The sequence below is a fragment of the Pseudomonas sp. FSL R10-1339 genome, from assembly GCF_009600545.1.
GTDB lineage: Bacteria > Pseudomonadota > Gammaproteobacteria > Pseudomonadales > Pseudomonadaceae > Aquipseudomonas > Aquipseudomonas bubulae.
The window spans coordinates 72,814-86,028 of the sequence record NZ_WIVQ01000001.1 but is presented as its reverse complement, the minus strand read 5'-3'; the positions used below and the strand labels follow the sequence as shown (position 1 = coordinate 86,028).

At 58.2% G+C, this 13,215-nt stretch carries 14 protein-coding genes; 8 read left to right on the top strand and 6 right to left on the bottom strand.

Going from position 1 to position 13,215, the window contains the following annotated elements; all coding sequences use genetic code 11:
- Positions 1-18 precede the first annotated feature (18 nt).
- The 3 genes from GHO03_RS00405 to GHO03_RS00395 are packed head-to-tail and all read left to right on the top strand — an operon-like array spanning position 19 to position 3,085.
- Positions 19-1,200, top strand: coding sequence for an amino acid ABC transporter permease (locus GHO03_RS00405; protein WP_095024906.1), 1,182 nt, complete (start codon positions 19-21; stop codon positions 1,198-1,200).
- Between the two features lie 10 nt (positions 1,201-1,210).
- Positions 1,211-2,308: an amino acid ABC transporter permease gene (locus tag GHO03_RS00400; protein ID WP_095023049.1), complete on the top strand. Its 1,098-nt coding sequence runs from the start codon at positions 1,211-1,213 to the stop codon at positions 2,306-2,308.
- 12 nt (positions 2,309-2,320) lie between these two features.
- On the top strand, positions 2,321-3,085 hold the full coding sequence (locus GHO03_RS00395) for an amino acid ABC transporter ATP-binding protein (RefSeq protein WP_095018210.1): 765 nt from the start codon (positions 2,321-2,323) through the stop codon (positions 3,083-3,085).
- A gap of 67 nt (positions 3,086-3,152) precedes the next feature.
- Here GHO03_RS00395 and GHO03_RS00390 read toward each other — a convergent pair whose 3' ends face one another.
- Both GHO03_RS00390 and GHO03_RS00385 read right to left on the bottom strand, forming a co-directional pair.
- A complete protein-coding gene (locus GHO03_RS00390; protein ID WP_095001220.1) occupies positions 3,153-3,623 on the bottom strand; it encodes a type II toxin-antitoxin system MqsA family antitoxin in 471 nt (156 codons plus the stop codon).
- Positions 3,620-3,931, bottom strand: coding sequence for a type II toxin-antitoxin system MqsR family toxin (locus GHO03_RS00385; protein WP_153398783.1), 312 nt, complete (start codon positions 3,929-3,931; stop codon positions 3,620-3,622). Before GHO03_RS00385 ends, GHO03_RS00390 begins: the two co-directional genes overlap by 4 nt.
- Positions 3,932-4,096: 165 nt before the next feature.
- Between GHO03_RS00385 and GHO03_RS00380 the strand changes: the two genes are divergently transcribed.
- The 4 genes from GHO03_RS00380 (at position 4,097) to GHO03_RS00365 (ending at position 6,868) form a co-directional block, all read left to right on the top strand.
- Entirely contained in the window at positions 4,097-4,756 is a 660-nt protein-coding gene (locus GHO03_RS00380) for a FadR/GntR family transcriptional regulator (RefSeq protein WP_095001222.1), read from the top strand.
- The gene (locus tag GHO03_RS00375) at positions 4,746-6,065 is read left to right on the top strand and encodes a CynX/NimT family MFS transporter (RefSeq protein ID WP_095001223.1); all 1,320 of its coding nucleotides are present in this window, start codon (positions 4,746-4,748) and stop codon (positions 6,063-6,065) included. Before GHO03_RS00380 ends, GHO03_RS00375 begins: the two co-directional genes overlap by 11 nt.
- Before the next feature lie 66 nt (positions 6,066-6,131).
- Complete coding sequence (locus GHO03_RS00370) at positions 6,132-6,602, top strand: nuclear transport factor 2 family protein (protein WP_095018208.1); 471 nt, start codon at positions 6,132-6,134, stop codon at positions 6,600-6,602.
- Positions 6,599-6,868, top strand: coding sequence for a GIY-YIG nuclease family protein (locus tag GHO03_RS00365; protein ID WP_095001393.1), 270 nt, complete (start codon positions 6,599-6,601; stop codon positions 6,866-6,868). Before GHO03_RS00370 ends, GHO03_RS00365 begins: the two co-directional genes overlap by 4 nt.
- 116 nt (positions 6,869-6,984) lie before the next feature.
- Here the strand turns inward: GHO03_RS00365 and GHO03_RS00360 are convergent, their stop codons facing one another.
- Both GHO03_RS00360 and yejK read right to left on the bottom strand, forming a co-directional pair.
- On the bottom strand, positions 6,985-7,335 hold the full coding sequence (locus GHO03_RS00360; RefSeq protein ID WP_016781886.1) for a glutaredoxin family protein: 351 nt from the start codon (positions 7,333-7,335) through the stop codon (positions 6,985-6,987).
- Positions 7,335-8,339 carry a nucleoid-associated protein YejK gene (yejK, locus tag GHO03_RS00355; RefSeq protein ID WP_095001225.1) on the bottom strand — a complete coding sequence of 335 codons (1,005 nt, stop codon included), beginning with the start codon at positions 8,337-8,339 and terminating at the stop codon, positions 7,335-7,337. Before yejK ends, GHO03_RS00360 begins: the two co-directional genes overlap by 1 nt.
- Positions 8,340-8,725: 386 nt before the next feature.
- Between yejK and GHO03_RS00350 the strand changes: the two genes are divergently transcribed.
- Positions 8,726-9,007 (top strand): HU family DNA-binding protein, encoded by a 282-nt coding sequence (locus GHO03_RS00350; protein ID WP_003440137.1) that lies wholly within the window; start codon positions 8,726-8,728, stop codon positions 9,005-9,007.
- Positions 9,008-9,140: 133 nt separating this feature from the next.
- On the opposite strand, the gene rlmF is transcribed toward GHO03_RS00350, so the two are convergent.
- The gene (gene rlmF / locus GHO03_RS00345) at positions 9,141-10,157 is read right to left on the bottom strand and encodes a 23S rRNA (adenine(1618)-N(6))-methyltransferase RlmF (RefSeq protein ID WP_095001226.1); all 1,017 of its coding nucleotides are present in this window, start codon (positions 10,155-10,157) and stop codon (positions 9,141-9,143) included.
- Positions 10,158-10,246: 89 nt separating this feature from the next.
- Positions 10,247-13,093: a valine--tRNA ligase gene (locus GHO03_RS00340; RefSeq protein ID WP_095001227.1), complete on the bottom strand. Its 2,847-nt coding sequence runs from the start codon at positions 13,091-13,093 to the stop codon at positions 10,247-10,249.
- Positions 13,094-13,215: the final 122 nt, after the last annotated feature.

Below are 13,215 nucleotides of genomic sequence, written 5' to 3'. Positions count from 1 at the left end.
CATTGTTAGGGGCACTTCATGCAAATTAAAGTCGGCGCACCCAAGCCCAGGCTCAGCCTCGGCGATCCACGTGTGCGTGCGTGGTTATTTCAGATCGTCACCGTCGCGCTGGTGGTCCTTATGGGCTGGTATCTGTTCAACAATACCCAGACCAACCTGCAACATCGCGGCATTACTTCGGGTTTTGACTTTCTGGAGCGCAGTGCCGGGTTTGGCATTGCGCAGCATTTGATTGATTACACCGAGTCCGACAGTTATGCGCGGGTCTTTCTGATCGGGTTGCTCAACACCTTGCTGGTGTCCGTGATCGGTATCGTCCTGGCGACGATCCTGGGGTTTATCATCGGCGTGGCACGCCTGTCGTCGAACTGGATGATCAGCAAGCTGGCAACGGTGTATGTGGAGATCTTTCGCAATATCCCGCCATTGCTGCAAATCCTGTTCTGGTACTTCGCGGTCTTCCTGACCATGCCAGGGCCACGCAACAGCCATAACTTTGCCAACACCTTCTATATGAGTAGCCGTGGCCTGAACATGCCGGCCGCGGTGGGTACGGATGCCTTCTGGCCGTTTGTGGCCAGTGTGGTGCTGGCTATCGTGGCCGTGGTGCTGATGGTCCGTCGGGCCAACAAGCGCTTTGAAGACACCGGCGAGCCATTTCACAAGTTCTGGGTCGGGCTGTTCTTGCTGCTGGCGATTCCTGGCTTGTGCGTGTTGCTGTTCGGTACCCCGGTGCACTGGGAGATGCCACAGCTCAAGGGCTTCAACTTTGTCGGTGGCTGGGTGCTGATCCCGGAACTGTTGGCGCTGACCATTGCGTTGACGGTGTACACCGCGGCCTTTATTGCCGAAATCGTACGGTCGGGGATCAAATCCGTCAGTCACGGTCAGACCGAAGCCGCCCGCTCGCTGGGGCTGCGCCCGGGGCCGACGCTGCGCAAGGTAATCATCCCGCAAGCGCTGCGGGTGATCATCCCGCCTTTGACCAGCCAATATCTGAACCTGGTGAAAAACTCGTCGCTGGCGGCGGGCATCGGTTATCCGGAAATGGTTTCACTGTTTGCCGGCACGGTCCTCAACCAGACCGGGCAAGCGATTGAAGTCATTGCCATCACCATGAGCGTGTACCTGGCCATCAGCATCAGCATTTCGCTGCTGATGAATTGGTACAACACGCGCATTGCGCTGATCGAGCGATGAGGACTGGACTATGACGACTCATGTTTTCAAACCCGACATGCCGCCGCCTGGCAACCGCATCGGTATTGTCGCCTGGGCGCGGGCCAATCTGTTTTCCAGCTGGCTCAACACCTTGCTGACCCTGTTTGCCTTTTATCTGGTCTGGCTGATCGTGCCGCCGCTGCTGAGCTGGACGATTTTCGATGCCAATTGGGTAGGCAGCACGCAAGCTGATTGCACCAAAGAGGGCGCTTGCTGGGTGTTTATCCAGCAGCGTTTTGGCCAGTTTATGTATGGCTATTACCCGACCGGGCTGCGCTGGCGGGTTGACCTGACGGTATGGCTGGCCGTGGTGGGTGCGGCGCCGTTGTTTATCTCGCGCTTCAAGCACAAGGCTATCTACGGGCTGGGCTTTTTGGTGGTGTACCCCATCCTGGCGTTTACCTTGCTCCACGGCGGCTATCTGGGCCTGACTAACGTGGCTACCAGCCAGTGGGGCGGCCTGATGCTCACGCTGGTGATTGCCACGGTAGGTATTGCCGGCGCCTTGCCACTGGGGATTTTGCTGGCCCTGGGCCGCCGCTCGGACATGCCGGCCATTCGCGTGGTGTGCGTGACTTTTATCGAGTTTTGGCGCGGCGTTCCGCTGATTACCGTGCTGTTTATGTCTTCGGTGATGCTGCCGCTGTTTCTGCCCGAGGGCATGAACTTCGACAAATTACTGCGGGCCTTGATCGGCGTAATCCTGTTTCAGTCGGCTTATGTGGCGGAAGTGGTGCGCGGCGGTCTGCAAGCCATCCCCAAGGGTCAGTACGAGGCGGCTGCGGCCATGGGCCTGGGCTACTGGCGCAGCATGGGCCTGGTGATTTTGCCGCAAGCCCTGAAGCTGGTGATCCCCGGCATCGTCAACACCTTTATTGCCCTGTTCAAGGACACCAGCCTGGTGATCATCATCGGTCTGTTCGACCTGCTCAATAGCGTCAAACAAGCCGCCGCCGACCCGAAATGGCTGGGTATGGCCACTGAAGGCTATGTGTTTGCTGCCCTGGTGTTCTGGATTTTCTGTTTTGGTATGTCCCGCTACTCCATGCATCTGGAGCACAAGCTGGACACTGGCCACAAGCGTTAGGAGTAGTGCGACATGAGTGAAGCAATCAAAAAGCCAGCAAGCTCTGAAGGCATTATTCAGATGCTGGGCGTCAACAAGTGGTACGGCCAGTTCCATGTGCTAAAGGACATCAACCTCAACGTCCAGCCGGGCGAGCGTATCGTCTTGTGCGGGCCTTCGGGCTCCGGCAAGTCAACCACCATCCGTTGCCTCAATCGCCTCGAAGAGCACCAGCAGGGACGCATCGTGGTCGACGGTGTAGAGCTGACCAACGACATCAAGCAAATCGAGACGGTGCGGCGTGAAGTGGGCATGGTGTTCCAGCACTTCAACCTGTTCCCGCACCTGACCATTCTGCAGAACTGCACGCTGGCGCCAATGTGGGTACGCAAGATGCCCCGGCGTCAGGCCGAAGAAATTGCCATGCATTATCTGGAACGGGTGCGTATTCCGGAGCAGGCGCACAAGTTCCCGGGGCAGTTGTCGGGTGGTCAGCAGCAACGTGTGGCAATTGCCCGGGCGCTGTGCATGAAACCGAAAATCATGCTGTTCGATGAGCCGACTTCAGCACTTGACCCGGAGATGGTCAAAGAGGTGCTGGACACCATGATCGGCCTGGCGGAAGACGGCATGACGATGCTCTGCGTAACCCACGAAATGGGCTTTGCGCGCACCGTGGCCAACCGGGTGATCTTTATGGACAAGGGCGAAATCGTGGAGGAGGCCGCCCCGAATGACTTCTTCGACAACCCGCAAAATGACCGGACCAAACTGTTCCTGAATCAGATTTTGCATTGATCGGGACTTGTAGCCGCTGATGATCGCAGCCTCGCTGCGCTCGTCAGCGGCTACAAAACCAAAGGTGTCAGTTTTCGCGCTGCTGCTGTTTTTGCACCAGCAGCGCATTGATGTCTGCACACTCGTTGATGGCTTGTAATTCGCGGACCAGTTCGGGGTGGCGATCGAGCAATCGCATCAACACAAACAAGGGTTTTGGTGGCTCCACCTCGGCCCGTTCATAACGACTGAACGCATTGTGGCCACCCCCCGACAGCAACTGCACGGCATTTTTTTGGGTGAAGTGAAGCTTGCGGCGGATACGCTTCATTTCTTCCGCCATAACCCGTTTGGCATCTTCTACCAGTTCGTCGCCAGCCTGGGCATATAGCTCTGCGCTGGGTGCATCAAATTCGATCTCGGCGCACTCGGTGCATTCGTGCCCGTCCAGGCCGTGCACCACCCGGTTCAATTGCTTGAAGTTCACATTGAAGCTGCGGCCCTTGAACGCTTGCATGGCATTGGCGGCGCCGCAGGTGCAGCAGTCATTTTTGCTCATGATGTTTTCTCCTTGAAAGCGATGACCGGCGGCCCTCCGCAGGGGCGATACGTCACCTTGATAGAGATGGCCAAACCGTAGGCCTGTGCGTGATATACGTCCTGCCAGACCTTGTGGTCGGCGTGGGTCGACATCGATTTGTGCAGCGCACTGCGCTCCAACGAGGTAATGACCCTCTGCATTTGTGCGAGGACCAGGCCCAGGCTTCGTCCACCATCCAATGCGCTTTTGGTAAAGGCGACAGCGCCAAGCCGTTGTACATCGGCTTGAATGCACTGGAGGTTGTAGTGAGGTGTTTTCTTTTCCATAAGAGGCAGCCTCGATGCAATCAAAAGTACCCTTAAAGGGTTTTTTGTTCAAGAGTGAGCAAGGTTTTTTAAGGGGCTTTTAATCTGTACTTGATTGCTCGTATGGAGGTGTCTGAGTAACATGTCGGAAAATTCATCCTATGATTGGATGAAAAGGCGAATTAAATGACAGACGCTTCTCCCATCATCAAACGCTCGCTGGTCGACCAGGCCCTTGAGCAACTGCGTGCGCGAATAAACAACGGTACCTGGGAGGTGGGTCAGCGTTTGCCAACCGAGCCCGAGCTGGCTACGCAATTGAACATCAGTCGTAACACTGTGCGTGAAGCCATGCGCGTGCTGGCATTTGCCGGGCTGATAGAGATTCGCCAGGGCGATGGCAGCTACTTGCGCAGCCGTGTCGACCCGATGGACACGCTGCGCGCGCTGTCATCCTGCTCTCTGGAGCAGGGCCGGGAGATGCGTCACATCATTGAGGTTGAAGCCGCTGGCCTGGCCGCCCTGCGCCGCACGGACGAGGACTTGCGCCTGCTGCATCAGGCGCTGGACGCCAGTGGCCAGCACTATCACGGTGAACTCGATACCTATATTTGCTGTGACCTGGTGTTTCACCAACGACTGATTGATGCCGCCCACAACCCGGCCCTGAGCGAGCTCTACCGCTTTACCTCAAGCGTCTTGACCAATCATTTGCGCAAGACCATGGACGTCCATCCGCGTCGTCAAGTGGTGTTCGACCTGCACGTTGATTTACTGGAAGCCGTAGAACAACAAAACCCGCAACGGGCCATGGCGCTGTGCCGGACGTTGATCAATGAACCTTGAGCCGGAGCACGCCATGAGCCACCCTTCGTCAATTTCCAATGCCAGCGTCGAGCCCGTTCGTCATCTCGATGAACTGGAAGAATTGCTGATCGACGCTGAAATTGACGACGAGCAGGTTCAGCACACTGCGCCTGTTGTCTTGCGTCCGTGGTTATTGCTCCTGGGGCTGGTGCTGGTGGCCTTGAACCTGCGCCCCGCGCTGTCGAGCATGGCGCCGTTACTGGGTGAGGTGTCTGACAGACTGGGCTTGTCTGCGGCGCAGGCTGGCCTGTTGACCACGTTGCCCGTGCTGTGCCTGGGGCTGTTCGCGCCCCTGGCGCCAATCCTGGCGCGGCGATTTGGTACCGAGCGGGTAGTGCTGGGGATTTTGCTGACGCTGGGCGGCGGGATCGTTCTGCGCAGTTGCCTGGGCGAAGTGGGGCTGTTTGCCGGGAGCATTCTGGCGGGGGCCAGTATCGGCGTCATCGGTGTGTTGTTGCCGGGCATCATCAAGCGTGATTTCGCCGGGCATGCCGGAACCATGACCGGTGTTTACACCATGGCCCTGTGCCTGGGTGCGGCACTGGCGGCGGGGGCCACGGTGCCCCTTAGCGAGTCACTGGGGCAGAGCTGGGCAATGGGGCTTGGCTTCTGGGCCTTGCCCGCATTGCTTGCGGTTGTTTTCTGGCTGCCACAGGTAGGCAAGCGTCAGGGCACGCACAACGTTGCCTACCGCGTGCGTGGCTTGTTGCGTGACCCGTTGGCCTGGCAAGTGACGCTCTATATGGGGCTGCAATCCTCGTTGTCCTACATTGTTTTTGGCTGGTTGCCGTCAATCCTGATTGGTCGCGGCCTGACGCCTACCCAGGCGGGGCTGGTGATGTCCGGCTCGGTTATCGTGCAATTGATCACGGCGCTGACGGCACCGTGGCTGGCCACGCGGGGTAAAGACCAGCGGCTGGCAATCGTGCTGGTTATGGGCATGACCCTGGCCGGGCTGTTTGGTTGCCTTTATGCGCCTATCGATGGCTTGTGGGGCTGGGCGATTGTGCTGGGCCTGGGGCAGGGCGGTACATTCAGCCTGGCCTTGACCATGATCGTGCTGCGCTCGCGCGATGCCCATGTCGCCGCCAATCTGTCGGGCATGGCCCAGGGCATTGGTTACACCGTGGCATCGATGGGGCCGCTGGCGGTGGGCGTGGTGCATGAAGTGACGGGTGGCTGGAGTGCCGTGGGCTGGATATTTGCAGTCATCGGTCTGGGGGCCATCGTCGCCGGGCTTGGCGCCGGCCGTTCACTGTATGTGAATGTACAAAGCGAGAAAGTCTGAGGCCCATAGTGTTTCTGTTCATGGCAGATTATCGTGCTCTGATTCCAGACCTGTACGGACCCTGCCATGAGCCAAGACCACCAAGCATTGATCACTCGTTTCTACCAGGCCTTCCAGCGGCTTGATGCCGAGGCAATGGCTGACTGTTACACCACTGACGTGGTGTTCAGCGACCCTGTGTTTGGCGAGCTGCGTGGCCACAACGCCGCTGACATGTGGCGCATGCTGACCTTGCGGGCCAAGGATTTCAGCCTCACCTTCGATCAGGTTCAGGCTGACGGCCAGCATGGCAGCGCGCACTGGGTGGCGACCTATGTGTTTGGCCAGACCGGCGCCACGGTGGTCAATGATATCCAGGCACGGTTTGTGTTTCGTGATGGCAAGATTTGCGAGCATCACGACCATTTCGATCTGTGGCGCTGGTCGCGTCAGGCACTGGGCACCAAGGGCCTGTTGCTGGGGTGGACACCGCTGGTACAAAACGCCATTCGGGCGCAGGCGCAAAAAGGGCTCAAGGCCTTTCAGGGCAGCCGCTGAAAGTGGTCGAGAAACCCTGGTTTGTGTACCTTGTGCGGGCCGCTAATGGCTCTTTGTATTGCGGTATCAGCGATGACCCGGTGCGCCGTTTTGCCAAGCATCAAACGGGCAAGGGCGCGCGTTTTTTCGCTTCAAGCCCGGCAGTGGCGCTGGTGTATGTCGAATCCTGGCCGGACAAGGGTGAGGCATTGCGCCAGGAGCGATTGATCAAGAAGCTCAGGAAGAGTGCCAAGGAGTGTCTGGTGCAAAGTCAGAAGCTGGAGTGATTTTCCTGTGGGAGCGGGCTTGCCCGCGATGGTATCTCTGCGGTTTGTCTGGCTGACCGCAGCGCCTGCATCGCGAGCAAGCCCGCTCCCACAGAAATTGAACAGTTGTTCCCGGCTTATTTCAGTGCCGCCAATATCGCATCGGGCTTGAAGTCGCGAATCAGCGTGCCGTTTACATCCAGTATCGGAATGCCGCGCCCGCCCAGCGCCTCGTAAGCCTGGCGGGCACTGGCATCCTTGTCGATATCGAATTCCTTGAACGGTATGCCTTTCTCATCCAGGAACCGCCGAGTGGCCTTGCAGTAGCCGCACCACTCGGTGGAGTACAACACCACCCGGGCGCTGGCCCGGGTTTGCTCACTGACGACACCCGAAGGGTTGAGCACGCGCTCGATCTTGCCCCAGTTCTGAAAGATGACCACTACCACCAGAACAAACAGGACTTTCTTCAAGATACCGTTGAGCATTACTTGCTGCGCTTGAGCTGATCGAGCAGTTGGGTCGGCAAGCCCTTGATCACCAGCGTACCGGCTTCTTCGTCGAACTCGACCTTGGAACCCAACAGGTGTGCCTCAAAGCTGATAGAGAGCCCCTCAGCGCGCCCGGTGAAGCGACGGAACTGGTTCAGGGTGCGCTTGTCAGCAGGAATTTCGGGGGACAGGCCGTAATCCTTGTTACGGATATGATCGTAGAAAGCCTTGGGGCGTTCTTCGTCGATCAACTCGGACAACTCTTCCAGGCCCATTGGTTCGCCGATTTTTGCCTGACTGCTGGCGTAATCGACCAGGGTCTTGGTTTTTTCCCGGGCGGACTCTTCCGGCAAGTCTTCGCTTTCTACGAAGTCACTGAAGGCCTTGAGCAGGGTACGGGTTTCGCCCGGGCCATCGACACCTTCCTGGCAGCCGATAAAGTCGCGGAAGTACTCCGAAACCTTCTTGCCGTTTTTACCTTTGATAAACGAAATGTATTGCTTGGACTGCTTGTTGTTCTGCCACTCGGAAATGTTGATCCGTGCGGCCAGGTGCAGCTGGCCAAGGTCCAGATGGCGCGAAGGCGTCACGTCCAGCTCCGAGGTCACGGCAACGCCGTCGCTGTGGTGCAGCAGGGCGATGGCCAGGTAGTCGGTCATGCCTTGCTGGTAATGGGCGAACAGCACGTGGCCGCCAACGGAAAGGTTGGACTCTTCCATCAGTTTTTGCAGATGCTCGACGGCGACGCGGCTGAACGCCGTGAAGTCTTTACCGCCATCGAGGTATTCCTTGAGCCAGCCGCTGAACGGATGCGCGCCGGACTCGGCATGGAAAAACCCCCAGGCTTTACCTTGCTTGGCGTTATAGCTTTCGTTGAGGTCAGCGAGCATGTTCTCGATGGCTTGAGACCCGGCCAGTTCAGAGTCACGGGCGTGGAGAACTGCGGGCGTACCGTCGGGTTTTTTGTCAATCAAGTGGACGATGCAATGACGGATCGGCATGGGCTTCTCGGTGTGTAATGAGAGGGCAGGGTGCACACCCCGCAAAGGCGCCAAGTGTACCGCACCTGAGCCTCGGGTCGGGGTTTGGGGGGCTTGAGGGCGCCCTGGACGGTTTTTTTACCGTTTTAAGGCCATAAAGCTGACCAAAAGCCCAGGTAGAGGCGGATATTTAACTGTCTCTGTGCTAGTTTTGCCCGGTCTTGCGCTCGGAAACGGCGTAAAGCGTGCATTCAGCATGTGTCAGGTCGAACCAAACCCCGTTTTAGCTATCTACATCCGCGATTCGTCGTGAAAGCTGGCGGGTGTGCCAGACCCTTGAGATCTGGCTCGATGGCTGACATTGCACTCTGCAAACCAAATGAATTTGATAGGGAAGGAACATCTCAATGGCTATTACTAAAGACCAACTGATCGCTGATATCGCTGAAGCTATCGACGCGCCGAAAACTACCGCGCGTAACGCTCTGGACCAACTGGCCCAGATCGTTGCTGATCAATTGGAAAATGGCGGCGAAATCACTCTGCCAGGTATTGGCAAACTGAAAGTGACCGAGCGTCCTGCCCGTACTGGCCGTAACCCTTCGACTGGCGCAGCCATCGAAATCGCAGCCAAAAAAGTTATCAAGCTCGTTGTGGCCAAAGGCCTGACTGACGCTGTTAACAAGTAAGACTGCTGTAAAAAAGCCGCGCTTCGGATTACTCCGAAGCGCGGCTTTTTTATGCCTGCAAATCTTGTAGCAGCTGCCGAACGCAGCCTCGCGCAGCTCGGCAGCTGCTACGAGGTTTTGCATATTTACAAGATTACTTCCAGTTCTTCTCGCGCCACAGCTGTTGCTGTTCTTTGTCATGGAATGTCCAGGCGACAAAGCGGCTTTGCTTGTTGCCCTGAGACATGTCGACCACCTGGCTTTCGCGCACGCCAGCTTTTTTCAGTGCCGTCTGAATCGCCGGCAAGTTGGACGCCTTGGACACCAGTACGCTGAACCACAGCACCTGACGGCCCACTTGCACGCTTTCGCGAATCAGTTGGGTCACAAAGCGCTGCTCGCCCCCTTCACACCACAATTCGGCCGCTTGACCGCCAAAGTTCAGAACAGGCAGTTTGCGCTTGGGATCAGCTTTGCCCAGTGCCCGCCATTTACGCTCGCTGCCGCGCGTTGCTTCATCGATGGACGCATGAAACGGCGGGTTGCACATGCTCAGGTCAAAACGCTCGGCGCTGTCCAGGACGTCCAGCAAGATCTTCTTCTGATCGGGTTGCAGGCGCAGGCTGATGGCTTTGTTCAGGCCGTTGGACTGCACGATCGCCTTGGCCGCTTTAACGGCTGTAGGGTCAACTTCGGTGCCCAGGAACTGCCAGCGGTATTCGCTGTGACCAATCAGCGGGTAAACGCAGTTTGCGCCCATACCGATGTCCAGCACGCGCACGCTCGGGCCACGCGGGATGACGCCATCGTTCATGGTGGCCAGCAGGTCGGCCAGAAAGTGCACGTAGTCAGCGCGACCGGGCACAGGCGGGCACAGGTAGTCAGCCGGAATGTCCCAGTGGGCGATACCGTAGAACGCCTTGAGCAGCGCACGGTTGAATACGCGCACGGCATCCGGGTTGGCGAAGTCGATGCTTTCTTTGCCGTACGGGTTGATGATCACGAACTCTGCCAGCTCAGGGCAGACCGAAATCAGCTGCGGGAAGTCGTAGCGGCCCTGATGGCGGTTACGTGGGTGCAGGCTTGGCTTGACCCGTGGCTCAGCCGGCTTGGCGTCGCTGACAGCCTTGGGCTTGTGGCGTGTGGCTTTGGAAGTGCGTGGGGTTGTCATGTTCAATTCATTCCACAAAAGCAATCGCGGGCAAGCCCTTAGTTCCTTTCAGAGCTAAGGGCTTGCCCGCGATCAGGTGCGCAGCTTTATTACAGGCTGGAAATCCGCGCGTGCTGTTCGGCCAATTTGCTCAAGGCTTGTTCGGCTTCGGCTAACTTGGTTCGTTCTTTTTCGATGACTTCGGCCGGAGCTTTGTCAACGAACGCGGCGTTAGAGAGTTTTCCACCTACGCGGGCCACTTCGCCGTTCAGACGCTGGATTTCCTTGTCCAGACGCGCCAACTCTGCATCTTTGTCGATCAGGCCGGCCATGGGCACCAGCACTTCCATCTCGCCTACCAGTGCGGTAGCCGACAGCGGTGCTTCGGCGCCCTCTTGCAGCACGGTGATCGCTTCGAGTTTAGCCAGCTTTTTGAGCAAGGCATCGTTCTCGGCCAGACGGCGTTGATCTTCGCTGCTGACGTTTTTCAGGTAGATCTGCAAAGGCTTGCCCGGGCCGATGTTCATTTCGCCACGGATGTTGCGAATACCCAGCATCAGGCCCTTGAGCCATTCGATATCGTCTTCGGCGGCCTGGTCGATGCGCGCTTCGTTCGGTACCGGCCACGGTTGCAGCATGATGGTCTTGCCTTCAGCACCGGCCAGCGGAGCGATGCGCTGCCAGATTTCTTCGGTGATGAATGGCATGAACGGATGCGCCAGGCGCAACGCCACTTCCAGCACCCGAACCAGCGTACGGCGAGTGCCGCGCTGACGTTCTACCGGGGCGTTTTCGTCCCACAGCACAGGCTTGGACAGTTCCAGGTACCAGTCGCAGTACTGGTTCCAGATGAACTCGTACAGCGCTTGCGCCGCGAGGTCGAAACGGAACTGGTCGAGGTGACGGGTCACTTCTGCTTCGGTGCGCTGCAGCTGCGAGATGATCCAGCGGTCAGCCAGCGACAGTTCGTAGGCTTCGCCGTTCTGGCCGCAGTCTTCGCCCTTGTCCAGCACGTAGCGTGCGGCGTTCCAGATCTTGTTGCAGAAGTTGCGATAGCCTTCGACGCGGCCCATGTCGAACTTGATGTCACGGCCGGTGGACGCCAGCGAGCAGAACGTGAAGCGCAGGGCGTCGGTACCGTAGCTGGCGATGCCGTCGGCGAATTCGTCGCGGGTCTGCTTCTCGATTTTCTTCAGCAGTTTTGGCTGCATCAGGCCGGTGGTGCGTTTGGCCACCAGGTCTTCGAGCTCGATGCCGTCGATGATGTCCAGCGGGTCCAGGACGTTGCCCTTGGACTTAGACATCTTCTGGCCTTGACCGTCACGGACCAGGCCGTGGACATACACGGTCTTGAACGGAACTTGCGGGGTGCCGTCTTCGTTTTTCACCAAATGCATGGTGAGCATGATCATCCGGGCAACCCAGAAGAAAATGATGTCGAAACCGGTAACCAGCACGTCAGTGGAGTGGAAGGTTTTCAGTGCTTCGGTTTTTTCCGGCCAACCGAGGGTGGAGAACGTCCACAGACCCGAACTGAACCAGGTGTCGAGCACGTCGTTGTCCTGTTGCAAGGCAACGTCCGGGCCCAGGTTGTTCTTGGCGCGTACTTCGGCCTCGTCGCGGCCTACATAGACTTTGCCCGACTCGTCGTACCAGGCCGGAATGCGGTGGCCCCACCACAGCTGACGGCTGATGCACCAGTCCTGGATGTCGCGCATCCACGAGAAGTACATGTTTTCGTACTGTTTAGGCACGAACGCGATGCGCCCGTCTTCCACGGCAGCAATGGCAGGCTCTGCCAGAGGCTTGGTCGACACGTACCACTGGTCAGTCAGCCACGGTTCGATCACGGTGCCCGAACGGTCGCCTTTCGGCACTTTCAGGGCGTGATCATCGACGCTGACCAACAGGCCGGCTTCGTCGAAATCAGCGACAATTTGCTTGCGCGCTTCGAAGCGGTCCAGGCCTGCATACTTGGCCGGCAGGGTACCGTCGATGGACTCGTTCAGCGTGCCATCGAGGTTGAACACCTGGGCAGCAGGCAGCACGGCGGCGTTTTTATCGAAGATGTTGAGCAGCGGCAGGTTGTGACGCTTGCCGACTTCGTAGTCGTTGAAATCGTGGGCCGGGGTGATTTTCACACAACCGGTACCGAATTCAGGATCGCAATAATCGTCCGCGATGATCGGAATGCGGCGGCCAACCAGCGGCAGCTCGACAAACTTGCCGATCAGGGCCTTGTAGCGCTCGTCTTCCGGGTTTACCGCAACAGCTGCGTCGCCCAGCATGGTTTCCGGACGGGTGGTAGCAACCACCAGGTAGTCCAGGCCTTCGGCGGTCTTGGCGCCGTCAGCCAGCGGGTAGCGCAGGTTCCACAGGAAACCTTTCTCGTCGTGGTTTTCCACTTCAAGGTCGGAGATGGCCGTGTGCAGCTTGGTGTCCCAGTTGACCAGGCGCTTGCCACGATAGATCAGGCCGTCTTCGTGGAGGCGCACGAAGGCTTCCTTCACGGCTTCAGACAGGCCGTCATCCATGGTGAAGCGCTCGCGGCTCCAGTCTACGGACGAACCCAGGCGACGGATCTGACGGCTGATGTTGCCGCCGGACTGATCTTTCCATTCCCAGATCTTGTCGAGGAATTTTTCACGACCCAAATCGTGGCGGTTCAGGCCTTGTGCTTCGATCTGACGCTCGACCAGCATCTGGGTGGCGATACCGGCGTGGTCGGTACCCGGCTGCCACAGGGTGTTGCGGCCCTGCATGCGACGGAAACGGATCAGGGCATCCATGATCGCGTTGTTGAAGCCGTGCCCCATGTGCAGGCTGCCGGTGACGTTCGGCGGCGGAATCATGATGGTGTACGGGTCGCCCGCGCCTTGCGGGGCAAAATAATTCTCTTCTTCCCAGGTTTTGTACCAGGAAGTTTCAATGGCGTGCGGCTGGTAGGTCTTATCCATGCGCGGCGGGACCCTATTGGCATTAATTCAGGAAAGCCGGCAAGTATAGCGGGGTGGGACTGCGCGGGGAACCTATTGCTGTTGTGGGAGCGGGCTTGCTCGCGATACGGGCAACCCGGTGC

Coding starts and splice junctions, on each gene's coding strand:
- GHO03_RS00405 (WP_095024906.1), top strand. CDS start 19: ATGCAAATTAAAGTCGGCGCACCCAAGCCCAGGCTCAGCCTCGGCGAT.
- GHO03_RS00400 (WP_095023049.1), top strand. CDS start 1,211: ATGACGACTCATGTTTTCAAACCCGACATGCCGCCGCCTGGCAACCGC.
- GHO03_RS00395 (WP_095018210.1), top strand. CDS start 2,321: ATGAGTGAAGCAATCAAAAAGCCAGCAAGCTCTGAAGGCATTATTCAG.
- GHO03_RS00390 (WP_095001220.1), bottom strand. CDS start 3,623: ATGAGCAAAAATGACTGCTGCACCTGCGGCGCCGCCAATGCCATGCAA.
- GHO03_RS00385 (WP_153398783.1), bottom strand. CDS start 3,931: ATGGAAAAGAAAACACCTCACTACAACCTCCAGTGCATTCAAGCCGAT.
- GHO03_RS00380 (WP_095001222.1), top strand. CDS start 4,097: ATGACAGACGCTTCTCCCATCATCAAACGCTCGCTGGTCGACCAGGCC.
- GHO03_RS00375 (WP_095001223.1), top strand. CDS start 4,746: ATGAACCTTGAGCCGGAGCACGCCATGAGCCACCCTTCGTCAATTTCC.
- GHO03_RS00370 (WP_095018208.1), top strand. CDS start 6,132: ATGAGCCAAGACCACCAAGCATTGATCACTCGTTTCTACCAGGCCTTC.
- GHO03_RS00360 (WP_016781886.1), bottom strand. CDS start 7,335: ATGCTCAACGGTATCTTGAAGAAAGTCCTGTTTGTTCTGGTGGTAGTG.
- yejK (WP_095001225.1), bottom strand. CDS start 8,339: ATGCCGATCCGTCATTGCATCGTCCACTTGATTGACAAAAAACCCGAC.
- GHO03_RS00350 (WP_003440137.1), top strand. CDS start 8,726: ATGGCTATTACTAAAGACCAACTGATCGCTGATATCGCTGAAGCTATC.
- rlmF (WP_095001226.1), bottom strand. CDS start 10,157: ATGACAACCCCACGCACTTCCAAAGCCACACGCCACAAGCCCAAGGCT.
- GHO03_RS00340 (WP_095001227.1), bottom strand. CDS start 13,093: ATGGATAAGACCTACCAGCCGCACGCCATTGAAACTTCCTGGTACAAA.